The following is a 24444-nucleotide window of genomic DNA, read 5'->3' as shown; positions in this document are numbered from 1 at the left end:
TGCCAACCGGCGCCACCGGTGCGCTCCCCTCCATCCACCTTTCATTGCTGCCATGACTCCAGAGCACAGCGCAAGCTACCAATTTACCTCATTGAACGGCACGGTCGCCATCATCGGCATGGCCGGCCGCTTTCCGGGCGCTGACGACGTGGACACGCTGTGGCGCCATGTCTGCGCGGGCCGCGACGTGCGCGGCGGCGGCGAGGCGCCGGGATCGGGCTACCTGCTGCAGGGCATGGAGGACTTCGCGGCCGAATTCTTCGAGGTGCCGCCGCGCCAAGCCAGCCTGCTGGACCCGCAGCACCGGCTTTTCCTCGAAGTGGTGTGGCATGCGCTCGAAGACGCTGGCTATGTGCCCGACCGTTGCCCCGGCCATGTAGGTATCTATGCGGGCGCCAACTTCAACAACTACCTGTTCAATGTGGCGGACCACTTCGACTTGGAGGCCATCGACACCTACCTGGAGGCAATGATCGCCAACGACAAGGACTACCTGACCTCACGCGTGGCCCACAAGCTGGGCTTCAGCGGGCCGGCGGTCAGCGTGTCCACCTCGTGCTCGACCTCGTTGGTGGCGATCGCCACAGCCTGCCAGAGCCTGCTGGACCTGCAGTGCGACATGGCGATTGCAGGTGGCGCTGGCCTCAACGTGCCGCAGCAGCGCGTCTACCGCGACTACCAGGAAGGCGGCATGTCGCGTGATGGCGCCTGCCACGCGTTTGACGCCGATGCCACCGGCGTGGTGCACGGCAGCGGCCTGGGCGTGCTGGTGCTCAAGCGCACCGAGGACGCGCTGCGCGACGGCGATGCCATCGTCGCCCTGGTGCGCGGCTTCGCGGTCAACAACGACGGCGCGCGCAAGGTCGGCTACGCGGCCCCCAGCGTCGAAGGACAGGCCGAGGTGCTGGCCGAGGCGCTGGCCATGGCTGGCATCGACGCCGAATCGGTGGGCTACATTGAGGCGCATGGCACGGGCACGCCGGTGGGCGACCCCATCGAGTTCGCGGCGCTGTCCCGGGTCTATGGCGCGCAGGGGCCCAAGCGCTGCGCGCTGGGCTCGCTCAAGAGCCATGTCGGCCACCTGGGCGCCGCCGCCGGCGTGGCTGGCAGCATCGTCGCCGCGCTCGCGCTGCAGCGCGCCACCCAGCCGCCGATGCTGCACTACCGGCGCCCGAACCCTGCCATCGACCTGGCGGCCAGCCCGTTCGAGGTACTTACCCAGGCGCGCGAATGGCCGCGCCAGGATGCGCCGCGCCGCGCCGCCGTCAGCTCCTTCGGCATCGGCGGCACCAATGCCCATGTGGTGCTCGAAGAGGCGCCGCCGCTGCCGGCCCTGCCGCTCCTGCCTGAAGCCGACGGCATGCAGCTGGCGGTGCTGTCGGCACGCAGCCCCGAGGCGCTGGAGCGCATGGCGCAGCGCCTGGCCGACCACCTGCAGGCCCGGCCCGATCTGCGGCCGGCCGACATCGCCTTCACCCTGGCCCTGGGTCGCAAGGCCTTCCGCCACCGCCGCAGCCTGGCCTTCGACAGCGTGGCCGACCTGGCCGGCCAGCTGCGCAAGCCCGGGCGCGCCGCCGCCGCCGAGGCGCCGCAGGCCGTGGCCTTCATGTACCCCGGCATCGGCGCCCAGCATGCGGGCATGGGCGCGGCCCTGTACCGCCAGGCGCCGGTCTACCGCGAGGCCATCGACCACTGCGCGGCGCTGCTGCAGCCGCGGCTGGGGCGCGACATCCGCAGGGCGCTGCTGGCGGATGGCGAAGGAGGTGCGGCCGACGCGGCCGATGCAGGGGTCGTGGCCGACCTCGCCGATGCGCCCTTCGGCATGGCCTGTGTGGTCGCGGTCGAGATCGCACTGACCGAGCTGTGGCGCAGCCGTGGCGTGCAGCCGGCCTGCCTGATCGGGCACAGCCTCGGCGAATACGCCGCCGCCTGGGCCGCCGGGGTGTTCACGCTGGAGCAGGTGCTCGAACTCGTGGTGCTGCGCGGCGAACTGATCCGCGGCACCGAAGAGGGCGCCATGCTGGTGGTGAGCCTGGACGAGCCCGCGCTGCGCGAGCGGCTGCCGGCCGGCCTGTCCATCGCTGCCGTCAATGCCGAGCGCATGTGTATGGTGTCGGGTGCGGTGCGCGACATCGCCGATTTCGAGGGCGCGCTGGGCCGGGACAAGGTGGTCACGCAGCGCCTGGGCGTGGACCGCGCCGCGCACTCGGCCCTGCTTGACCCGGTGCTCGACGCCTTCCGGGCCGCCGTCGCGGCCATGCCGCTGCAGGCACCCACCGTGCCCTTTCTGTCCAACCTCAGCGGCACCTGGATCACGGCCGAAGAAGCCACCAGCGCCGACTACTGGGTGCGGCACATGCGCGAGACCGTGCGCTTCGCCGACGGCGTGGCGGTGCTGCTGGACGGCGGTCGCCATGCGCTGCTCGAACTCGGCCCCGGCCGTGGGCTGGCGACGCTGGCCAGGCGCCATGCGCTGGCGCGCCGCAGCCACTGCATCCTGGCCAGCCTGCACGGCGGCGAGAAGGCCGGAGACGACGCGCGCGCCTTTGCCCAGGCCCTGGGTGCGCTGTGGTGCGCAGGCACTGCCGTGGAGAGCGCGCAGCTGCTGTCCGGCGCGGTGGCACGGCGCGTGGCGTTACCCGGCTACCCCTTCGAGCGCCAGCGCCACTGGCTGGAGCGCCGTGCCGTGGCACCGGCAGCAGCCGCGCTGGACAAGCGCAGCGACATCGACCGCTGGTTCTACGCGCCGTCCTGGCGCCAGGCGCCCGCAGCGCCGGCCGACACGCCGGCGCCGCGCGGTGTGGAATGGCTGTTCGGCGTGGAAGGCGACTGGCTGGACGCGCTGGATGCGGCCCGCCGTGGAGAAGGCCATACCGTGCTGCACGTCGAAGCCGGCGCGGCCTGGGAGCGCGTCAGCACCACGCACTACCGCGTGCGCCCCGACAGCGACGAGGACCACCGCCGCCTGTTCGCCGCCGCGCTGGCCGACTATGGCCCGCCGGCGCGCATCGTCCATGCCTGGGCGCTGGCGCCGCTGGACGCGCCGGGCGCGCACGACGACGTGTTGGCCGGGCCCGCGCACCAGCGCTGCCATGCTGCGCTGCTGTGCCTGGCACGCGCGCTGTCGGCCCACGGGCTGTCGGGCGCGGGCACCGGCATCGTGGTGCTGTCCAGCCAGGTGTTCGGCGTGACTGGTCAGGAGCGGCTGCTGCCCGAAAAGGCCACCGTGCTTGGCGCCTGCCGCACCTGGCCCTATGAGTTTCCCGCGCAGGGCTTTGTCCACATCGACCTGGAGGAGCAGCCCCGGCCCGGCGCCTGGATCGACGGCCTGATGCGCGATATCGACACCGCCCCGGCCCGCACCGGCAACCTGCTGTCGCTGGCCTGGCGCCAGGGGCGGCGCTGGCGCTTCGGCGTCGAGCCCCTGGCCCTGCCGCCGGCGGTGGCCCGGCCGCAGCGCCCGGCGCTGCGCGACCAGGGCCTGTACCTGGTCAGTGGCGGCTTCGGCGGCATCGGCGGCCTGGCCGCCCAGTGGCTGGCGCGCCAGGCCCGGCAGCCGCGCCTGGTGCTGCTGGGACGCAGCGCCGTGCCGCCGCGCGACCAGTGGCCGGCGCTGCTGGCCGGAGAGGGCGGCGATGCCGCCACGCTGGCGCGCATCCGCCAGATCCAGGCGCTGGAGGCCCTGGGCGCCGAGGTCGAGGCGGTGCAGGCCGATATGGCCGACCGGGACCGCATGCAGGCCGTGCAGGCGCAGTTGGCCGAGCGCTTCGGCAGCGCCGTGGTGCATGGCATCGTGCATGCGGCCGGCGTGGCCGGCGGCGGGCTGATGCAGCTGGAAGGCAGCGCCGGGGACACGCGCAATCTGCGCGCCAAGGTCGGCGGCACCCGCCTGCTGGCCGAGCTGTTCGGTTCACCGGCACTGGATTTCATGCTGCTGTGCTCCTCGCTGGGCGCGCTGGCCGGCACCCTGGGCCAGGCCGAGAACACGGCCGCCAATGCCTTCCTCGACGCCTATGCGCAGGCCGGCCCGCTGCGCGCGGGTGTGGTGCACAGCGTCAACTGGGACTACTGGCTGCAGGTCGGAATGATCCTTGGGCTGGCCGAGCGCCACCACCGCATCACCGGTGGCGCGATCGAGACTGGCATCCTGCCCGAGGAGGCGCCCGGCTGCTTCGAGCGCGTGCTGCGCGCCGGCCTGCCGCAAGTCGTGGTTTCCACGGCCGACTTCCCGGCGCTGCTGGCCGCGCGCGCCGAGGCCACGGGCCAGGCGCTGGCGCTGTTCGAGAACGCCGACCTGCGGCGTGACGCTGCCGACGCCACCCTTGCGCGGCCGCTGGACGGCCCGGCCTATGTGGCGCCGGCCAGCGCCACCGAGCGCGTGCTGGCCCTGCTGTGGCAGGAGCGCCTGGGACTGGAGCGCGTGGGCACGGACGACGCGTTCCTGGCCCTGGGCGGCGACTCCATGCTGGCCCTGCCGCTGATGGCCGAGATGCGCGAGGCCCTGCAATTCGACCTGCCGGTGCGGACCCTGTTCGCCGAGCAGACCATCGCGCGCATCGCGCGCCACATCGCCAACCATGAAGCCCGGCCCGGGCTGACCGAACGCGTGGCGGCCGTGTACCTGCAGGTGCGCGGCATGTCGCCCGAGCAGGTCGCGCTGGCGCTTTCCGAAGAGGTCCCCGTATGAGCTCCCACCGTCTCGACGCGCAGCAACGCGCACTCATGGAACGGCTGCTGCGCGGCGAAGGGGTCGCCATGGCGGCTCCGGCCGCCAGCGCCGTGCCGCAGATCGAACCCGACACCGCCCACCGCCATGACCCCTATCCGCTGACCGACATACAGCAGGGCTACCTGCTGGGGCGCAACCGCCATTTCTTGCTGGGCAATGTCTCCAGCCATGCCTACCTCGAATTCGAAATCGAAGGCCTGGATGTGGAGCGCTACCGCCAGGCCTGGCAACAGGTCATCGCGCGCCATGACATGCTGCGCACGGTGGTCCACGACAGCGGCCGCCAGCAGACCCTGGCCGAGGTGCCGCCGTTCGAGGTGGCGGTGCAGGACCTGCGCGGCCTGGAGGCGGCGGCGCGCGAGCAGGCGCTGCTGGCGCTGCGCGAGCACATGTCGCACGAGGTGCGCCCGGCCGACCGCTGGCCGCTGTTCGACGTGCGCGTCAGCCTGATCGACGGCGAGCGCCAGCGCATCCACTGGAGCTTCGACGCCATCGTCTCCGACGTCTACAGCAACTTCATCTTCCAGGGCGAGCTGCTGCGCTGCTACCGCGACCCGCAGCTGCGGCTGCCGCGCACCACGCTGAGCTTTCGCGACTACGTGCTGGCCCTCAAGGCCCAGGAAGGCGGCGAGGCCCATGCGCGCGCGCAGCGCCACTGGCAGCAGCGGCTGGAGACGCTGGCGCCGGCCCCGGCCCTGCCGCTGGCCCGTGAGCTGGGCGAGCTGCGCCAGCCGCACTTCACGCGCCTGCGCCTGGCGCTGGCCGCGCCGCAGTGGCAGGCCATCCGCCAGCAGTCGCGCGCCATCGGCGTGACCACCACGGTGGCGTTGCTGACCGCCTTCTCGCATGTGCTGCGGCGCTGGAGCCGCGATCCGCGCTTCACGCTCAACTTGACGCTGTTCAACCGCCAGCCCTGGCACCCCGAGATGAACGACATCGTGGGCGACTTCACCGCGACCCTGCTGCTGGGCGTCGAGGCGCTGGCCGACGGCCAGGACCCCTCGTTCGCGGCTCGCGCCCGGCGCATTCAGGAGCGCTTTCTCGACGACCTCGAACACCGCGTCTACAGCGGCGTGCGCGTGCTGCAGGACTGGGCCGGGCGCTCGCCGGGCCAGGGCCAGAAACTCATGCCGGTGGTCTTCACCAGCGCGCTGCAGGTGGGCGACGTCAGCGAGCAGCTCGATACCGGGCGCGAACAGCTGGGACGGCTGGCCTACTCGATCACGCAGACCCCCCAGGTGCTGCTGGACCACCAGGTCTACGAGGAGGGCGGCGGCCTGTGCATCCACTGGGACCATGTGGCCGAGGCCTTCCCGCTGGGGCTGATCGAGGCCATGTTCGCGGCCTATGCCGACAGCCTGCGCCAGCTGGCCGACGACGCCTCGGCCTGGCAGCGCGAGCTGCCGGTGGCGCTGCCTGCGGACCAGCAGCAGCGCCGCCGGCAGTACAACGCCACGCGCGACGATGCGCTGGCGGCCGAGTCCGACGAACCCCTGTACGCGGCCTTTCTGCGCCAGGCCGCGCGCCAGCCCGAGGCCGTCGCCGTGATCGATGGCGAGACGCGCATCGCCTACGGCGAGCTGGCGCGGCGCGCCCAGGCCGTGGCCCAGGTGCTGCGCGAGGGCGGCGCCGCGCCGAACCGGCTGGTCGCCATCAGCTGCGCCAAGGGCTGGCGCCAGGTGGTGGCCGCGCTGGGCATCCAGATGAGCGGTGCGGCCTATGTGCCCATCGACCCCGAGCTGCCGCAGGCGCGCCGCGAGGAACTGCTGCAGCAGACCGGCGCCACCTGGGTGGTGACTGACGCACGCGCCGACGCCGCCCTGCAGTGGCCGGCCGCGCTGCAGCGGCTGGTGGTCACCGATGCCGTGCCAGGTCCGGAGGTCGAGCTCCGGACCTGGCCCTGCCGCGCCGACGACCTGGCCTATGTGATCTTCACCTCGGGCTCCACCGGCCGCCCCAAGGGCGTGATGATGGAGCATGGTGCGGTGCGCACCACCCTGCTGGACCTGCAGGCCCGGCTCCAACTGGATGCCGAGGACCGGGTGTTCGCCCTTTCCTCGCTGAGCTTCGACCTGTCGGTCTTCGACATCTTCGGCACGCTTGCCGCGGGCGCCGCCATCGTCATGCCGCAGGCCGGGCATGAGCGCGACCCCGCCCATTGGTGGCAGTGCCTGCGCGAGCACGGCGTGTCGGTGTGGAACAGTGTGCCGGCGCTGATGCAGATGCTGCTGGCCCACCGCCATGCGCCCGGCGCGCTGGACGGGGTGCGTGCCGTGCTGCTCAGCGGCGACTGGATCCCGCTGGACCTGCCCGGGGCCGTGGCCCAGGCCGCGCCCAGCGCCGCGCTGCTGAGCCTGGGCGGGGCCACCGAGGCGGCCATCTGGTCCATCCAGTACCCGGTGTCCGAGGTGCGCCCGGGCTGGCGCAGCATCCCCTACGGCATGCCACTGGTCAACCAGACCATCCAGGTGCTGGACGACGCGCTTCAGCCCTGTCCCGAGCATGCGGTCGGGCGCCTGTACATCGGCGGCGACGGACTGGCGCGCGGCTACTGGGGCGATGCCGACAAGACGGCCGAGCGCTTCGTGTTCCACCCCGCCACCGGCGAGCGCCTGTACTTCACGGGCGACTTGGGCAGCTTCTGTCCCGAGGGCTATGTCGAATTCCTGGGCCGCGAGGACTTCCAGGTCAAGGTCGGCGGCCACCGCATCGAACTCGGCGAGATCGAGTCCGTGCTGGTACGCCATGCCGACGTGCGCCAGGCCGTGGTCCAAGTGGTGGCCGACGCCGCGGGCCAGCGCCGGCTGGTCGCCTACGTGGTGCCGGCCGACCAGGCCACGGCCACCCAGGCCGACCTGCAGGCCTTCCTGGTCGAACAGCTGCCGCGCTACATGCTGCCCGCCGCCTGGGTGCGGCTGGACGGCGGGCTGCCGCTGTCGGCCAACGGCAAGGTGGACCGCCAGGCGCTGCCGGCGCCCGACTTCCAGGCCCAGCGCGCCGCCGCCCATGTGGCGCCGGCCGACGCCATGGAGCGCCTGGTGGCCGACGCCGTCGAGCAGCGGCTGGCCTGCGGGCCTGTCAGCGCGCAGGACAACTTCTTCGACATCGGCGCCAGCTCGCTGGACATCGTCGCCATCCACCAGGCGCTGGAGGCGCAGCTGGCGCGCAGCCTGTCCATCGTCGCCCTGTTCGAGCATGCCAGCGTGCGCGCCCTGGCGCGCCACCTGGCGCAGGACGGGCCGGCCGACGCCGACAACCTGATGGCCCAGGCCCGCGCGCGTGCCGCCCAGACCAGGCGCCGGCCCCAGCGGCCGGCCGCCACCCCCTCCACCGGCCCCCAATTCGCCGAAGACCATCCATGAATCCCTCGACTTTCTCCCCGGCTGCTGGCCAATCCCTGGGCACTGCGGTGCTCGACCATCCCGACGCCGTGGCCGTGATCGGCATGGCCGGGCGCTTTCCCCAGTCGCCCGATGTCCATGCCTTCTGGCAGCACCTGGCCCAAGGCGACGAACTGATCCGCCGCTTCGGCCCCGACGAACTGCGCGCCGCCGGCTTTCCGGCCGAGCAGGTGGCGCGGCCCGGCTTCATCGGCGCCGCCTCGGTGCTGGAGGACGCCGACGCCTTCGACGCCGACTTCTTCAAGGTCACGGCCGCCGAGGCCGAGCTGATGGACCCCCAGCACCGGGTCTTCCTCGAATGCTGCTGGCATGCGCTGGAGAACGCCGGCTATGCGCCCGGCGATCCGGCGACCGGCGAGGTAGGCGTCTACGCGGGAAGCGGCATCAGCACCTACATGCTGGCGGCCGCGCCCCGGCTCACCGGCGGCGGGCTGACCTCGCTGCTGCAACTGCTGATGGGCAATGACAAGGACTATCTGGCCACGCGCGTGTCCTACAAGCTGCGCCTGACCGGTCCCAGCGTCTGCGTGCAAAGCGCCTGTTCCACCTCGCTGCTGGCGGTGCACATGGCGGCGCAGAGCGTGCTGTCCGGCGAATGCAGCATGGCCCTGGCCGGCGGTGCCGACATTTCCGTGCCGCAGACCATGGGCTACGAGCACCAGGCCGGCATGATCTTCTCGCCCGACGGCCATTGCCGCGCCTTCGACGCGCGCGCCGGCGGCACGGTGGCCGGCAATGGCGCGGGCGTGGTCGTGCTCAAGCGGCTTGACCTGGCGCTGCGCGACGGCGACACGGTGCTGGCCGTGCTGCGCGGCTCGGCGGTCAACAACGACGGGGCCGACAAGATCGGCTATACCGCGCCCAGCGTGGCCGGCCAGGCGCGCGTGATCGCCCAGGCGCTGGCCGCCGCCGACGTCAGCCCCGACAGCATCGGCTATGTCGAGGCCCACGGTACGGGCACCGAGCTGGGCGACCCCATCGAGGTGCAGGCGCTGGAGCGCGCCTTCCGGGGCGAGACTCGGCGCACCGGCTTTTGCGCGCTGGGCTCGGTCAAGACCAATATCGGCCACCTGAACGCGGCCGCCGGCATCGCCAGCTTCATCAAGGCCGTGCTGGCGCTGCGCCACCGCGCGATCCCGCCGAGCCTGCACTACACCCAGCCCAATCCCAAGATCGATTTCGCGCGCAGCCCCTTCTTCGTAAACACCGTGCTGCGGCCCTGGCAGGAGGGGCCGGCGCCGCGCCGCGCGGGAGTCAGCTCCTTCGGCTTCGGCGGCACCAATGTGCATGTCATCCTCGAAGAGGCGCCGGCAGCGGACGCCAGCGCGTCGGCCGCCACTGCGGCCGGCCTGCTGCTGCTGAACGCGCATAGCGAGGCGCAGCTGCGCGCCCTGGCCGCCAGCCACGCGGCGGTGCTGCAGGCCGGGGACGCCCCCGCGCTGCACGATGCCTGCCACACGGCCCTGGCCGGACGCCGCCACGACGGCGCGCACCGGCTGGCCGTGCTCGGCCTGGATCGCACCGACCTGGTCGCCGGCCTGGACGGCTACGCCCGGCTGGGCACCCTGGGCGAACGGGCCAGCTTGGGTGCGCGCGCGACCGCCGCCCCCCGGGTGGCAGCGCTGTTCACGGGGCAGGGCGCCCAGTACGCGGGCATGGCGGCGGGCCTGTATGCCTCGCACCCGGCGTTCCGCGAGGCCCTCGATGCCTGCGCGCAGGCGCTGGACGGCGTGCTGCAGCAGCCGCTGACCGAGGTGCTGTTCGGCGCCCACACGGCGCTGCTGCAGCGCACCGACCATGCACAACCCGCGATGTTCGCTGTGGAATACGCGCTGTACCGCGCCTGGACAGCGGCCGGCGTGCGCTTTTGTGCCGTCGCGGGGCACAGCCTGGGCGAGTTCGTCGCCGCCTGCGTGGCCGGCGTGATGAGTCTGCCCGATGCGCTGCGCCTGGTGGCCGCGCGCGGCCGCCTGACCGAAGCCATCGAGGGCGACCGGGGCTGCATGCTGGCGGTGCTGGCCGAGGAATCCGTGGTCCGCGCCGGCCTGCGCGGCTTCGAGGACGACCTGTCGATCGCCGCCATCAACGGCCCTCGCAACCTAGTGGTGGCGGGCGGCAGCGCCGCCATGCAGCGCTTCGACCAGGCCCTGCAGGCGCAGGGCGTGAGCACCCGCCCGCTGCGCATCGCCGACGCCTTCCACTCCCCGCGCATGGATGCCGTGCTCGACGACTTCAAGCGCAGCGTGGCCCATGTGACGCTGCACGCGCCGCGCATGCCCGTGGTGTCCAACCTGTACGGCCGCGTCGTCGCCGACGATGAGATCACCCGGCCGCGCTACTGGTGTGACCACCTGCGCGAGCCCGTGCTGTTCGCGGCCGGCGTGGACTGCCTGGCGCGCGAGCTGCAGGTGGATGTGCTGCTCGAATGCGGCCCCCATCCGGTGCTGGCGCGCCTGGCCGCCGACTGCCTGGGGCCAGACACGGACATCGACTGCATCGCCACGCTCAAGCGCGACCTCGACGACCAGGCGCAGTGGCTGCTGGCGGCCGGGCGCCTGTACACGCGCGGCGTGGCGCTGGATTGGCAGGGGCTGACCGGTGGCCTGCCGGCGCGGCGCGTGCCGCTGCCCGGCTACCCGTTCGCACGCCAGCGCTACTGGCTGGAGGCCGTCGATCGCGGCCTGCATGGCGGCGCGGCATCCGCATCGGCGCCGGCCTCGCCCTCACCTGGTTGGCAGGCCATGCTGTCGGCGGGCCGCGCCCAGGCCGAGGCGGGCCTGCCCGCGCTGGGCCTGCCGACCTTGCGCGCCCATGAAGAGCTGCTGCTGGCCCATGCGCGCGCCTCGGTGCTGCGCGCCTTCGAGCGCCTGGCCCTGTTCGCCGAGGACGGCCAGCCCCACACCGTGGCCGTGCTGGCACGGCGCGGCGGCGTGCAGGCGCGCTTTCACCAGTTGCTGGAACGCCTGCTGCAGGCGCTGGCCGAGTCCGGCGACCTGCAGCGCAGCGCCGACGGCGTCTATGGCGGCTTCACCCCCCCCGACGACGCGCACATGGCGCAGTTGGCCGCGCAGTGCGCGCCGGCCTGGGAGGCCTCGCCGGACTTCCGGCCGGTGTTCCTGCAGGCGGCCGAGCAGCTGGCGGCGGTGCTGGCGGGCCGCACCAGCGGCCTCGAAGCCATGCTGGGCAACGATTCGCTGACCAGCGCCGAAGGCATCTACGCCGACCTGCCGACCTCGCGCTACTTCAACGGGCTGGTCAGCGAGCTGGTGCGCACGTTCGCGCTGCAGGCCGGCACGCGCCCGCTGCGCGTGCTGGAGATCGGTGCCGGCACCGGTGCCACCACGCGCCAGGTGCTGGCGCATCTGCCGGCCGGGCGCTGCGAATATGTCTTCAGCGACGTCTCGCCGCTGTTCCTGGACCGCGCGGCGCAGCGCTTCGCCGAGCACCCCTTCGTGCGCTACCAGCTGTTCGACATCGACCGCGCTCCGCAGCAGCAGGGGCTGCAGCCGCAGTCCTTCGACCTGATCCTGGCCTCCAACGTGCTGCACGCGGCCGCCGACCTGCGCGCCACCATGGCCCATGTGCGCGACCTGCTCCAGCCCTCGGGCGTGCTGGTGATGTACGAGATCGTGCGCGAGACGCTGATCGGCGAGATCACCACCGGCCTGCTGCTGCCCGTGGTGCGCGACACCGAACTGCGCGGCATCCAGCCCTTCATGACCGAGGCGCAGTGGCACGGCCTGCTGGACGGGCTGGGCTTCGACGCCCAGGCCAGCCTGCCCGGTGCCGACTGCGTGGCGTCGGCGCTGGGCGAGCGCGTGCTGCTGGCGCGGCGTGCGCCCGCGCCCGCGCCGGCACCGGCACCGGCGCTGCACACGGACGCGCCGGTCTACCGCCGTGCCTGGGAGGCGCTGCCGGCGCCACAGGTGGGCACGGCTGGTGCGGTCGGCGCGGCCGGCGCGGCCGCCGCGTCGCTGCCGTCCGGCCACTGGTTCATCGTCTGCGACGCCGGGGGCGTGGGCAGGGCGCTGGCCGACGGGCTGCAGGCCTGCGGCCAGCAGGTCGAACGCATTGACCAGCCCGACTTCCCGGCCTTGGGCGAGCGGCTGCGCGTGTGGGTGTGCGGTCAGCAGGGTGGGCTTGGCCGCATCGTCCATCTGCGCGGCCTCGATGCCCTGCTCGATGCCCAGACCACTGGGGAGGAGCTGCGCGCGGCCCAGCAGCAAAGCCTGGGCGAGCTGCTCGGCTTGCTGGGCGCGCTGGGCGCGGCCGAGGTGCCGGGCCTGGCGCAGCTGGCCATCGTGACGCGCGGCGCCCAGGCCGTGGCGCCCGGCGAAGCGCCGGCGCTGGCGCAGGCGCCGCTGTGGGGCTTCAGCCAGGTGGCTGCGCTGGGCCATCCCGAGCTGCGCCTGGCGCTGTGCGACCTGGACCCGCTGGCCTCGGTGCGCGAAAGCGCACAGCAGCTGCTGGCGGCCCTGCTGAAGGGTAGTGTTGGGGAAGGCGTGGAGGGTGAGCAGGCACTGCGGGGTCGGCGCCGGCTGGTGCCGCGCCTGCAGCGGCACCCGGTGCCGCTGCAGGCGCCGCGCCCGCCGGCGTGCGATCCCGCGGCCTGCTATCTGATCGCGGGCGGCCTGGGCGGCCTGGGCCTGGAGACGGCCCGCTGGCTGGCTGCCCAGGGCGCGCGCCACCTGGTGCTGGCGGGCCGCCATGCGCCCGCGGCGGCGGCCCTGGCCGCTATCCACGCGCTGCAGGCACAGGGCGTGACTGTGCAGGTGGCGCAGGCGGACCTGCGCGACGCAGCCGCCCTGGGCGCCCTGGTGGCGGTGCTGGAGCGGCCACTCAAGGGCGTGGTGCACTGCGCGGTGGTCACCGATGCAGCACAGTTGGGCGATCTGCCGCCGCTGGAGCGCGCGCTCGAAGTGATGGCGCCCAAGGTCGAGGGCGCGTGGAACCTGCACCGCGCCACCGAAGAGGCGCCGCTGGACTTTTTCCTCCTGTACTCCTCCTCGGTGTCCCTGGTGCCGGCGCGCGGACTGCCTGACTATGTGGCGGGCAATGCCTTCCTCGACGCCCTGGCGGCCTACCGCCAGGCGCGCGGGCTGCCGGCGCTCAGCATCAGCTGGGGCGCCTGGTCGGACGTCGGCACGGTGGCCGCCAGCGCCCAGCTGCAGCGGCTCGAACGCGGCGGCCTGCGCAGCTTCACTCCGGCCCGCGCGCTGGAGCTGCTGTCGCTGGCGTTGGCCAGCGGTGCGCCGCACCTCGGTGTCTTCGATGCCGACTGGTCGCTGCTGCTGCGCGGCCATCCGCCGACGCAATTGGCCGGCTATTTCCGGCCCGTGGCCGCGGCGGCGTTCGCCGCGGCCGACCGGGCCGAGACCGCCACCGGCGCCGAAGCCGCCGATGGCGCACAGGTGCGTGCCGCTCTGCAGGCCGCGCCCGACGCGGCGGCGCGCGAACAGCTGCTGGCCCTGCATCTGCAGCGCTCGGTGGGCCGGCTGCTGCGCCGCGCACCGTCGGCCATCCCGCCCGACGCTGACCTGCTGCACCTGGGCATCGACTCGCTGATGTTCCTCGACCTCACGCACCGCCTGGGCCAGGCCCTGGGGCTGCAGATCCGGCCCAATGAACTCATGGCCGAGATGAATGTCGCGGCCATGGCGCGCAAGCTGGCGGCGCTGGCGCATACGGCGGGCACGGCCGGCGCCGAGGCGCTGCCGGCGCTGCTGCAGCCATGCCCGGCTGACGCGGCGCTGCCTTTCGAGCTGACCGACGTGCAGCAGGCCTACTGGATCGGCCGCGACCAGGACATGTCCCTGGGCAGCGTGGCCTGCCACGGCTACATGGAGCTGGACTGCGAGTGGCTGGACCGCGAGCGGCTGGCCTGGGCCTGGCGCGAACTCGTGGCGCGCCACGAGATGCTGCGCTGCGTGATCGCGCCGGACGGCATGCAGCGCATCCTGGCCGAGGTCCCGGCCTACGACATCGCCGAACTCGACCTGCGCGGCGACACCGCCGACCTGCGTCGGCAGCGCCTGCAGGCCGTGCGCGACGAGATGTCGCACCGCGTGCCGCGCACCGACCGCTGGCCGCTGTTCGACATCCGCACCAGCCGCCTGGATGACCAGCGCACAAGGCTGCACATCAGCCTGGACAACATCATGACCGACGGGCGCAGCATCGGCATTTTGATGAGCGAATGGGTGGCCTGCTACACGCGGCCCGAGCAGCCGCTGGTGCCGCTGGGCCTGGGCTTTCGGGACTACACGCAGGCGCTGCAGCGCCACCGCCAGGGCGCCGAGCATGTGCGTGCCCGTGACTACTGGATGCAGCGCCTGGACGAGCTGCCGGCGGCGCCCCAGCTGCCGCTGGCCATGGACCCGGCCCAGCTGCGCGCGCCGCGCTTTGGCCGGCGCGAGTACAGCCTGTCTCCCGCCACCTGGCAGCGCCTGCGCCAGCGCGGCGCCGAGCGCGCCGGCCTCACCCCCTCGGGGCTGCTGCTGGCCGTGTATTCGGAGGTGCTGGCGCGCTGGAGCGCCGCACCGCGCTTCACACTGAATGTGCCGACCTTCAACCGGCTGCCAGTGCATCCCCAGGTCAACGACATCGTGGGCGAGTTCACCTCGCTGATCCTGCTGGCCGCCGGCGGCGATGCCGCGCTGCCCTTCGAGCAGCGCGCGCGCCAGCTGCAGCAGCAGCTGCTGCGCGACCAGGCGCACGACAGCTTCACCGGCGTGCAGGTGATGCGCGAGATCGCGCGCCGCGACGGCGCCCAGCGCGCCGCCATGCCCGTGGTCTTCACCAGCACCTTCGGCCTGGCCGAACAGGCCGACACCGACCATGCCGAGCGCGAGCGCCAGGCCGGCCGGCTGGGCGAGCTGGTCTATACCATCAGCCAGACGCCCCAGGTGTGGATAGACAACCATGTGCACGACCACGGCGGACGTCTCAATGTCTGCTGGGACACGGTCGATGCGCTGTTCCCCGAGGGGCTGCTCGACGCCATGTTCGGCGCCTACTGCCGGCTGCTGGACCGCCTGGCGGACGACAGCGACGCAGCCTGGGGCGAGGTGGCGCCGGTGGCGCTGCCGGCCGACCAGGCGCAGCGCCGCACCGGCTACAACGACACCGCCGACGCCACGCTGCTGCAGGGACCCATGGACCTGCTGGCGCCGCTGCGTCGGACGGTGGCCGCCACGCCGCAGCGCACGGCGCTGATCGCCGGCGAACAGCAGCTGAGCTACCAGGCGCTGTACGATGGCGCCCAGTGGGTGGGCTGGCGCCTGCGCCAGGCCGGCGTGCAGCCCGGTGACCGCGTGGCAGTCGTCGCGCCCAAGGGCTGGCAGCAGGTGCTGGGCGTGATCGGCACCCTGGCGGCGGGCGCGGCCTATGTGCCCATCGACCCGCAGTGGCCCGAGGCGCGGCGCCAGGCACTGCTGGCGGCCTGCGGCATCCGCCATGCCATCGTCGGTGCCGGCGATGCCCCGCTGGCCTGGCCTGACGGGCTGCAGCTGCTGCAGTTGCCCGGGGCCGATGCCCTGCAGGCCTGCGCGGCCGAGGCACGGGGCTTCGCATGGCATGCCGCGCAGGCCGGCGAACTGGCCTACATCATCTTCACATCTGGCTCCACCGGCACGCCCAAGGGCGTGATGATCGACCACCGGGGGGCGCTGAACACGGTGCTGGACATCAACCGGCGCTTCGGCATCGGTGCTGGCGACCGGCTGCTGGGCCTGTCGGCGCTGAGCTTCGATCTGTCGGTGCACGACATCTTCGGCAGCTTCGCGGCCGGCGCCTGCCTGGTCCTGCCCGAGGCCGACGGCCTGCGCGACGCGCAGCACTGGCTGGCCCTGATGGCGCGCCATGGCGTGAGCGTATGGAACAGCGTGCCCGCGCTGTGCCAGATGCTGCTGGAGCAGGCCGGCAGCGACCCCCACGCACTGCGCAGCCTGCGCACGGTGCTGCTCAGCGGCGACTGGATCCCGCTGTCGCTGCCGCTGTCGCTGCAGGCGGCGGCGCCGCAGGCACGCCTGACCAGCCTGGGCGGCGCGACTGAGGCCTCGATCTGGTCCATACACCACCGTGTCGATCGCGTGCAGGTCGACTGGCGCAGCATTCCCTACGGCCGGCCGCTTGCCAACCAGGGCTTCCATGTGCTGGACGGCGCCCTGCAGCCCTGCCCCGAGTGGGTGGTGGGGGAGCTGTACATCAGCGGCATCGGCCTGGCCCTGGGCTACTGGGGCGATGCCGCGCGCACCGACGCCGCCTTCATCGTGCATCCGGCCACGGGCGAGCGCCTGTACCGCACCGGTGACCTGGGGCGCTTCCATCCGCAGGGCTACATCGAGTTCCACGGCCGGCGCGACCACCAGGTCAAGGTCAACGGCTACCGCATCGAGCTCGGCGAGATCGAGGCGGCCCTGCGCGCCCATCCGGCCGTGGGCGAGGCCCTGGTGCTGGCCATCGGCAGCGACGGCGGGCGCAGCCGCGCCGGGGCCGCGTCGCAGCGTAAGCAGGCGCTGGCCGCCTACGTGGTGCTGGCCGAGGGCGCGCCCGCCCTCGACGGCGAGGCGCTGCGGGCTTTCCTGCAGGAACGCCTGCCGCAGTACATGGTGCCCGCCGACTGCATGGTGCTCGACCGCCTGCCGTTGAGCGCCAACGGCAAGGTCGATCGAGCCGCGCTGCCCGCGCTGCAGCCGCAGGCGGTGGCGCCGCGCGAGAGCCAGCCGCCGGCCACACCCGCCGAGCAGGCGCTGGCCTCCGAGTGGTGCGCCCTGCTCTCACTGCCCAGCGTGGACCGGCGCGACCATTTCTTCGAACTGGGCGGCGATTCGCTGCTGGCCACGCGGCTGTGCGTGCGCATGAAGGAGCGCCATGGCATGGCGCTGTCGGTGCGCCAGGTGTTCGCGCAGCCCGAACTGGCGGCCATGGCGGCCTGCGCGGGCGGCGCGGTGCCGGGCCCGCGCGAGTTGGTGGTGCGGCTGACGCCGGGCCGGCCCGCAGGCCGCGAATGCGCATGGTTCGGCTTCCACGGCAGCGACGGCGAGGTGTCCGTCTTCAAGCCCCTGGCCCAGGCCCTGGGCCAGGCTGGCCGGGTGCTGCACGGCCTGCAGTCGCCGCAGCACCCGCCGCTGACCATCGAGGCGATGGCGCATGGCTATGTGCATGCGCTGCGCCAGGTGCAGCCGCAGGGGCCGTACCGCCTGTGCGGATTCAGCTCTGGCGGCGTGCTGGCCTGGGAGGCCGCCTGCCAGCTGCGCGACGCAGGGGAAAGCGTCGAGCGGCTGCTGCTGATCGACACCGTGCCGCTGCCGTCCGCCCTCGTGGACCGGCCGCTGGCCACGCTGGCGCTGTTCGCGGTCGGCTTGGACCTGCCGGCGCCGGCCCAGGCCTGGCCCGACGGCCTGGTGGCACCACCGGCGCGGGGCGCCACGCCGGCGCAGCTGGCGGCCTGGCTGGACGGCCTGCCGGCCGCCGACGGGCCGGCCCTGCAGCGGGTCGTGGACCAGCTGGCCGCCGCCACGGGCTGGAACGCCGACGGCCTGGGGGCGCGCTTCGCGCTGTTTCGCCACCATGTCGAGGCCGTGGCGCAGCATGTGCCGCGCGCGCTGGGCGAGGTGCCGGTGACCCTGCTGCGCGCCCGCCAGGGCGCCGCGGCCGATCTGGATGCCGCAGCCCCGTGGCACGGCCTGTGCGATCGGCTGGTGACGGCGGACATCGCCGGCGACCACTTCAGCTGCATGCAGGCCGGCCAGGTCGGGCAGTGGGTGGAGCACCTGGTGGCCGAAGCGGCCGCCGATGAGCTGGCGCAATGAGCCCGCCCAAGAGCTGGATCCAGGCCGAGGCCATGGCGTCGGAGCCGCGCCTGCGTCTGTTCTGCCTGCCGCATGCGGGCGGCGGCGCCTCGTTCTACCGCGGCTGGCAGGCGCAGATGCCGGCCGGCGTGCAGGTCTGCCGCATCCAGGCGCCGGGGCGCGAGAACCGCATCGGCGAGCCCGCCTACCGCCAGATGACGGTGCTGGTGGCCGAACTGGTGGCGCAGCTGCGGCCCTGGCTGGACCAGCCGTTCGCGCTGTTCGGCCACAGCATGGGCTCGGTGGTCGCCTATGAGCTGGTCTGCGCGCTGCAGCGCATGGGGCGCACGCCGGTGCATTTGTGGGTTTCGGCCTGCCGGGCGCCGCACATTGCCGACGCCGCGCCCATCCACAGCCTGCCCCGATCCGAGTTCCTCGCGGCTCTGGGCGCGCGCGGCGGCACGCCGCGCAGCGTGCTGGAGAACCCGGACTACATGGCCATGATGGAGCCGGTGTTGCGTGCCGACCTCGAACTCATCGAGCGCTGGCACCGCAGCAGCTGGCAGCCTCTGCCATGCCCGATCACCGCCCTGGCCGCCACGGACGACGGTGTGACGCCGCTGGAGGCGGTGCAGGCCTGGGCCCCCTATACGCATGCCGGCTTCGCGTTGCAGCGCTTCAGCGGCGGCCACTTCTATCTTTCCGACCCGGCCCTGTCGGTGCCGGCCCTGGTGGGCCGCACGCTGGCCCCCCATCTGACCTCCCCTCTGACCCAGGAGTCCTTCGCATGAAGCTGTCCACCGAACTCACCACCTTGCTCGACATGATCGAGTCCCCCCAGGCCAGCAGCGCCGATTTTGCGAACCTGCGTCTGCCCGAGTCCATGCAGGCGCTGGCCACCCTGCGCGAGGACCAGGAAATGTTCGTCGGCATGGACACCGAGGACAAAGACCCGCGCCGCTCGCTCAAGCCCGTGCAGGTGCCCATCCCCGAGCCGCGCGCGGGCGAGGCGGTGGTGGCCGTGATGGCCTCCGGCATCAATTTCAACACCGTCTGGTCGGCGATCTTCGAGCCCCTGTCCACCCACCAGTTCCTGGCCCAGTACGCGCAAAGCCATCCGCGCGGGCGCCTGCACCAGCAGGACTACCACATCCTGGGCAGCGACGCGGCTGGCGTGGTGGTGCGCGTGGGTGAGGGCGTGACGCGCTGGAAGCCGGGCGACCGCGTGACCGTCAATCCCAGCGTCTTCGGCCTGATCGATCCGGCCGGGCACGACGACCCGCTGGTCGATCCCGATGCGCGGGCCTGGGGCTTCGAGACCAACTTCGGCGGCCTGGCCCAGTTCTGCCTGGTGCAGGAAAGCCAGCTGATGGCCAAGCCCGAGCACATGAGCTGGGAAGAGTCCGCCTCGCTGGCCCTGGTCTCGGGCACGGCCTACCGCATGCTGGTGTCGCGCAACGGCGCGCGCATGAAGCAGGGCGACAATGTCCTGATCTGGGGCGGCTCGGGCGGCATGGGCGCGGTGGGCATCCAGTACGTGCTCAACGGCGGCGGCCGCCCGGTGGCCGTGGTCTCCGGCCCGGAAAAGGCGGCCCTGGTGCGCGAGCTGGGTTGCGAGATGGTGATCGACCGCTCGCGGCTGCGCGGCGGCTTCATCAAGGACAACGGCGAACTCAACATGCGCCAGCTGGTGGCCTTCCGGGGCGCGGCCGAGCGCTTACTAAGCGGCGAGGAGATCGATATCGTCTACGAGCACACGGGGCGCGAGACCTTCTCGGCCAGCGTTTTCGTGGCGCGGCGCGGCGGCAAGGTGGTGACCTGTGGCTCGACCACGGGCTACCAGCATGTCTACGACAACCGGTACCTGTGGATGCATGTCAAGTCCATCATCGGTTCGCATGGCGCCAACTTCCGCGAGGCCTACGAGGCCAACCGCCTGGCCTGCCTGGGCAAAATCCATCCGACCGTCTCGCAATCCTACCCGCTGGAGCAGGCCGCCGAGGCTGTGGCGGTGGTCAAGGAAAACCGTCATGTCGGCAAGCTCGGCGTGCTGTGTTTGGCCCAGGCGGAGGGCCTGGGTATCCGCGATCCTCAGATGCGCGAGCGCATCGGAGAGCAGCGCTTCCAGCTCTTCAGGCGGCACCATGCCCGTGTGAACGGGGTGCAGGCAGCGCCGCTCAGAGTCGCCGCATGAACGTGCTGGCGCAGCCGCCGATCCCAGCGGTTTTGCCTGCACCGCAGGTGGTCTTGGTTCCGGTATGCGTGACACCCGACCGGCTGCGGCAGATGCTGTCGTTGTTGGACGCTGATGAAGCGGCGCGTGCCAGTCGCTTCGTCCACGCAGCGGATCAGGCCGTCTATGTGGCATCGCATGCCAGGCTGCGCGAACTGCTGGCGATTGAATGCGGCTGCGCGCCGCAGGAGTTGCGCTTCGTGCGCGGGCCGTTCGGCAAGCCGGCCCTGTGTCCGGGCCACGCGCAGCCGCTGCTGCGTTTCAACCTGTCGCATTCGCGTGGTTGCGCCGTGATCGCGCTGACACGCGATGGCTCGGAGCCAGGCGTAGACATCGAGGCCGTGGAGCGCTTCGATGCCATGCACGAGGCGCGCAGCCTGTTCATGACACCTGCGGAATGCGCGGCCTTGGCGGACATGCATCCGTTGCAGCGACGAGACCGGCTGGCGCGCAGTTGGACCGCAAAAGAGGCCTACACCAAGGCCGAGGGGAGAGGGCTAGCGCACGGCTTTCACAAGCTGGAGGTCTGTTTCGATGGCTCCGAGCGCTTCTCGGTGCGACCAGCGGATGGTACGTCTGCCCGTCCCATGCGCGGCGTGTGGTCCGGCACCGTTGCCGGGCAGGGCACCTTCTACCGCGTCGCCGTCGTGGTGCTGGGGGCGGCCTCGCCCTTGGCTTGACCCCGGCCCGCAAGCTTCCAGCCACGGACTTCCGACTGCCTGCGCCACAGGCGCGCATAGGTGCCGCCGGCGGCCAGCAGCGCCTCGTGGCGGCCTTGCTCGACCAGGCGGCCGCCTTCCAGCACCAGCAGCTGGTCGGCATGTCGCACCGTGCGCAGGCGGTGGGCGATGACCACCACGGTCTTGTCGCGCGTCAGCCGGTCGATGGCCTGCTGCAGTTCGCGTTCATGGGTGGCATCGAGGCTGGCCGTGGCCTCGTCCAGCAGTACGATGGGCGCATCCTTGAGGATGGCGCGGGCAAAGGCGATGCGCTGGCGCTCGCCGCCCGAAAGGCGCGCGCCGCCTTCGCCCAGCGGGGTGTCGTAGCCCTGAGGCAGGGCCATGATGAAGTCGTGGGCCCGGGCCTGCTGTGCGGCTGCCACCAAGGCCTGCATGTCGGCATCGGGCCGGCCCACGCGCAAGTTGTCGGCCACCGTGCCCGAGAACAGCACCACATCCTGGAAAACCATGGCCACATGGCGGTGCAGGTCCTCGAAAGGCATGGCGCGCACGTCGATGCCGCCGATGCGCACGCTGCCTTCGGACACCTCCCACAGCCGCGCGATCACATTCATCAACGAGGACTTGCCCGCGCCCGACGGACCGACGATAGCGGTCAACGAGCGCTCGGGCAGGGTGCAGCTGACGTCGCGCAGCGCATGCCGGGCATCGGCGGCGCTGTCGTAGACCAGGGACACGCCGTCGAGCCGGATCTCGAAATGCGTCGGCGCCTCGGCCTGCGCGGGCTCGGCCAGTGGGGCCTGCGCCAGCAGGTTGCGCACGCGCGGCAGCCCCTTGTGGGCGAAGCGCAGCAGCCACAGCGCGATGCCCAGGTCCGACAGCCGGCGTGTCATGGTGATAGCCAGCAGCGCGAACATCAGAAATGCAGGCGCCCCCAGCGTGCCGCCGCTGAGCAGGTAGCTTCCGATCAGCAGCACGCAGACGAAGCCGGCCTCGGTGATGAAGCTGAAGGCGTGGATCAGCGGGGCGGGGCCGGTCTCCATGCGGATGGCGGCGTCGCGCAGCTGGGCCAGCGCCAGGCGCAGGCGCTCCAGGCCCTCGCCCTGGCGGCCGAAGCTGCGCAGCACGGCAATGCCCTGCACATATTCGGCGCTGGCGTTCTTGGCGTGGTCCGAGGCCTGGACCAGGGCCCGTGTTTCGCGGTCCATGCGGCGCATCGCGCCCAGCAGCACCACCACCGCAAGCGGCAGGGTCAGGAAGATGGCCAGGCCCATGCGCCAGTCGATGGCCACCAGCGCCAGGCCCATGAACAGCGGCAGGGCGGCCGAGACGGTGAACAGGCCGATGAAGTGGCACCAGATGTCTTCGATCAGCGCCATATCGCTGGTCAGCACGCCGGCCAGCTGGCCGCTGCGCCGGCGCGAGAAAAATCCCATGGGCAGCCGCCGCAGGTGGTCGGCCAGGCGAATGCGCGCCTCGCCCATCTGCCCGTAGGCCGCGCCATAGATGCGCGACACCGACGGAATGCCGAAGCCGATCTGCACCGCCAGGGCCAGCGCGATGCCGGCCACCAGCCAGCCGGTGCGCTGCAGCGACAGCTGGCCGGCAAACAGATCGTCGAGCAGCACATAGGTTAGTAGATACGGAGCGGTCGCGGCCAGGGCCTCGCCGATGGCCAGGGCCATGCCCTGCAGCAGTCGGGGATCGCGCTTGCCCGAGAGGTCGTCGCCCAGGCGCAGGAATTCAAGCAGGTTCATGGCAGTGTCTCGCGGGAAAGGCTGGGAAGAGGGGCTTGCGGGGACCGGTCCGGGCGCGGCGCGGCGGCGCCGATCTCCCAGTGTGCGGCCTCTTGCTGGTCGGCCCACAGGCGCTGGTACAGCGGGCAGCGCGCGCGCAGCTCGGCATGCCGGCCCTGGTCGACGACGCGGCCCTGGTCTAGCACCACGATGCGGTCGGCGTCGACCACGGTGGCCAGGCGGTGTGCGATGACCAGCACGGTTCTGCCACGGCAGACCTCGGCCAGCGCGTCCTGGATCAGCGCCTCGTTTTCGGGATCGGCGAATGCCGTGGCCTCGTCGAGCACCAGGATGGGAGCCTGCTTGAGCAGGGCGCGGGCGATCGACAGCCGCTGGCGCTCGCCGCCTGACAGCCGTGCGCCGCGCTCGCCGAGCACGGTGTCGTAGCCCTGCGGCAGCTGGCAGATGAACTCGTGGGCGCGCGCCAGCCGCGCCGCCTCCTGCAGCTGCGCGTCGGTGGCGTCGGGGCAGGCCAAGCGCAGGTTGTCGGCGACCGAGCCGGCGAACAGAAAGACCTCCTGGAACACCAGGGACACCCGGTCCAGCAGCGCGTCCAGAGGCATGTCGCGCACGTCCACGCCGCCCAGGCGCACGCTGCCGGCGTCCACATCCCACAGGCGCGCCACCAGGCGTGCCACCGTGGTCTTGCCGGCGCCGCTGGGGCCGACCAGGGCCGTGATCTGCCCGGCCGGTATCTGCAGGTTCAGGTCCTGCAGGATGGCGCGGCCGTCGTAGCGGAAGCCCACGCCTTCCAGCGACAGGCCGTTGCCCGCGGGCAGGCTGGCGCTGCCCGTGGCGCCCGGCGCCTCCAGCTCGGGACTGTCGAGGATGGCATTGATGCGCCGCAGCCCTTCGCTGATGCGCATCAGGTCGCCGCCCGCGTAGGTCAGGCGCAAAAAGGCCGACAGCACCTGCGGGCCGAGCACGATGAACAGCAGCAGCACCGGCAGGCTGACCTCGCCGCGCTGGTGTAGCCACACGCCCAGCGGGGCGATGGCGATCAGGCTGGAGCCCAGCAGGGCCGTGAAGCCGACCCAGACGGCGCGCATGCGCCGCGTGTAGTCCGACAGCCATTGCACCGAGCCGTGGATGGCATCGCGCAATTCGCTGAAGGAGCGCGCGCCCAGTCCGAAGGTCTTGATGACATGGATGCCGCGCAGGTATTCGAGCATGGCGGTGTTGATGCGCGCCTGCACGGCATGCCATTCCTGCATGCGCACGCGTGCCTGGCGGCCGAAGAACAGGCCCTGCAGGAGGAGGGCCACGGGCAGCACTGCGACCGAGGCCAGGGCCAGGCGCCAGTCCACGGTGAAGAGCAGCAGCGTGGTGGCCAGCGGCACGGTCAGCGCCGCCACCATGTCGGGCAGGCCATGGGCGATGAAGCCTTCCAGCGCCACCGCGTCGTTCATGAAGGCCTTTTGCAGATCGCCGCTGCCATGGCGCGAGAAAAAGGACATGGGAACGCGCGACAGTTTGTGCGCCATGCGCAGCTGCACGTCGTGCATCACGCGAAAGGCCGCCACATGGGCCAGCAGGCTGGAACCGGCCGAGAACCCAAAGCGCAGCAGCAGCGCCGCCAACGCGATCCAGGCAAGCTGGCGCAGCTGCCCGGCATCGGGCTGGGCGGCAAAGACCTCGACGGCCATGGAGTACAGCACGCCATAGGGCACCAGCTGGACCAGGGCGGCCAGCAGCGACAGCAGGCTGGCGGCCGCCGTCAGCGGCAGCTGGGTGCGCGCCAGGCGCAGCAGGCCTGCGGAGCCGGGCCGCGCCTCGGCGGCGGCGGTTGTATCTGACAAGGGGGTGGTGCTCAT

Annotated in this window: 9 protein-coding genes (1 of these 9 running past the window's edge); 7 read left to right on the top strand and 2 right to left on the bottom strand. The window is 72.3% G+C overall.

The features are described from left to right. The 7 genes in view from C8C98_RS00680 to C8C98_RS00650 are tightly spaced (each overlapping or abutting the next) and all read left to right on the top strand, a layout consistent with a single transcriptional unit that may run on beyond the window. A protein-coding gene (locus C8C98_RS00680) for a non-ribosomal peptide synthetase/type I polyketide synthase (RefSeq protein WP_121452727.1) crosses the window boundary here: on the top strand, window positions 1–56 show its final stretch. Its footprint begins 7930 nt before the window's first position; only the last 56 of its 7986 coding nucleotides appear in the window; the start codon falls outside the window, past its left edge; its stop codon occupies window positions 54–56. Continuing rightward, window positions 53–4687 (top strand): type I polyketide synthase, encoded by a 4635-nt coding sequence (locus C8C98_RS00675; protein WP_121452726.1) that lies wholly within the window; start codon window positions 53–55, stop codon window positions 4685–4687. The genes C8C98_RS00680 and C8C98_RS00675 overlap by 4 nt, the downstream gene beginning before the upstream one ends. Continuing rightward, entirely contained in the window at window positions 4684–8091 is a 3408-nt protein-coding gene (locus tag C8C98_RS00670; protein ID WP_121452725.1) for a non-ribosomal peptide synthetase, read from the top strand. Before C8C98_RS00675 ends, C8C98_RS00670 begins: the two co-directional genes overlap by 4 nt. Further along, on the top strand, window positions 8088–17942 hold the full coding sequence (locus C8C98_RS00665; RefSeq protein WP_121452724.1) for a non-ribosomal peptide synthetase/type I polyketide synthase: 9855 nt from the start codon (window positions 8088–8090) through the stop codon (window positions 17940–17942). Before C8C98_RS00670 ends, C8C98_RS00665 begins: the two co-directional genes overlap by 4 nt. Continuing rightward, window positions 17939–18712, top strand: coding sequence for a thioesterase II family protein (locus C8C98_RS00660; RefSeq protein ID WP_121452723.1), 774 nt, complete (start codon window positions 17939–17941; stop codon window positions 18710–18712). The genes C8C98_RS00665 and C8C98_RS00660 overlap by 4 nt, the downstream gene beginning before the upstream one ends. Next, a complete protein-coding gene (gene ccrA / locus C8C98_RS00655) occupies window positions 18709–20115 on the top strand; it encodes a crotonyl-CoA carboxylase/reductase (RefSeq protein WP_121452722.1) in 1407 nt (468 codons plus the stop codon). Before C8C98_RS00660 ends, ccrA begins: the two co-directional genes overlap by 4 nt. Beyond that, on the top strand, window positions 20112–20834 hold the full coding sequence (locus C8C98_RS00650; RefSeq protein WP_121452721.1) for a 4'-phosphopantetheinyl transferase superfamily protein: 723 nt from the start codon (window positions 20112–20114) through the stop codon (window positions 20832–20834). Before ccrA ends, C8C98_RS00650 begins: the two co-directional genes overlap by 4 nt. Here the strand turns inward: C8C98_RS00650 and C8C98_RS00645 are convergent. Together C8C98_RS00645 and C8C98_RS00640 are read right to left on the bottom strand one after the other, a co-directional pair. Further along, on the bottom strand, window positions 20786–22591 hold the full coding sequence (locus C8C98_RS00645; RefSeq protein WP_121452720.1) for an ABC transporter ATP-binding protein: 1806 nt from the start codon (window positions 22589–22591) through the stop codon (window positions 20786–20788). The two genes, C8C98_RS00650 and C8C98_RS00645, sit on opposite strands and share 49 nt — an antisense overlap. Beyond that, window positions 22588–24444 carry an ABC transporter ATP-binding protein gene (locus C8C98_RS00640; protein ID WP_121452719.1) on the bottom strand — a complete coding sequence of 619 codons (1857 nt, stop codon included), beginning with the start codon at window positions 24442–24444 and terminating at the stop codon, window positions 22588–22590. The genes C8C98_RS00645 and C8C98_RS00640 overlap by 4 nt, the downstream gene beginning before the upstream one ends.

Source organism: Acidovorax sp. 106 (assembly GCF_003663825.1).
GTDB lineage: Bacteria > Pseudomonadota > Gammaproteobacteria > Burkholderiales > Burkholderiaceae_C > Acidovorax.
Note: the sequence above shows the minus strand (reverse complement) of the source record. Positions and strands in the feature narration are given on the sequence as shown.

Excerpts from the sequence above, each read along its gene's own strand:
- C8C98_RS00650 (WP_121452721.1), top strand. The coding sequence starts at position 20,112 with ATGAACGTGCTGGCGCAGCCGCCGATCCCAGCGGTTTTGCCTGCACCG.
- C8C98_RS00665 (WP_121452724.1), top strand. The coding sequence starts at position 8,088 with ATGAATCCCTCGACTTTCTCCCCGGCTGCTGGCCAATCCCTGGGCACT.
- C8C98_RS00670 (WP_121452725.1), top strand. The coding sequence starts at position 4,684 with ATGAGCTCCCACCGTCTCGACGCGCAGCAACGCGCACTCATGGAACGG.
- C8C98_RS00645 (WP_121452720.1), bottom strand. The coding sequence starts at position 22,591 with ATGAACCTGCTTGAATTCCTGCGCCTGGGCGACGACCTCTCGGGCAAG.
- ccrA (WP_121452722.1), top strand. The coding sequence starts at position 18,709 with ATGAAGCTGTCCACCGAACTCACCACCTTGCTCGACATGATCGAGTCC.
- C8C98_RS00640 (WP_121452719.1), bottom strand. The coding sequence starts at position 24,444 with ATGAGCACCACCCCCTTGTCAGATACAACCGCCGCCGCCGAGGCGCGG.
- C8C98_RS00675 (WP_121452726.1), top strand. The coding sequence starts at position 53 with ATGACTCCAGAGCACAGCGCAAGCTACCAATTTACCTCATTGAACGGC.
- C8C98_RS00660 (WP_121452723.1), top strand. The coding sequence starts at position 17,939 with ATGAGCCCGCCCAAGAGCTGGATCCAGGCCGAGGCCATGGCGTCGGAG.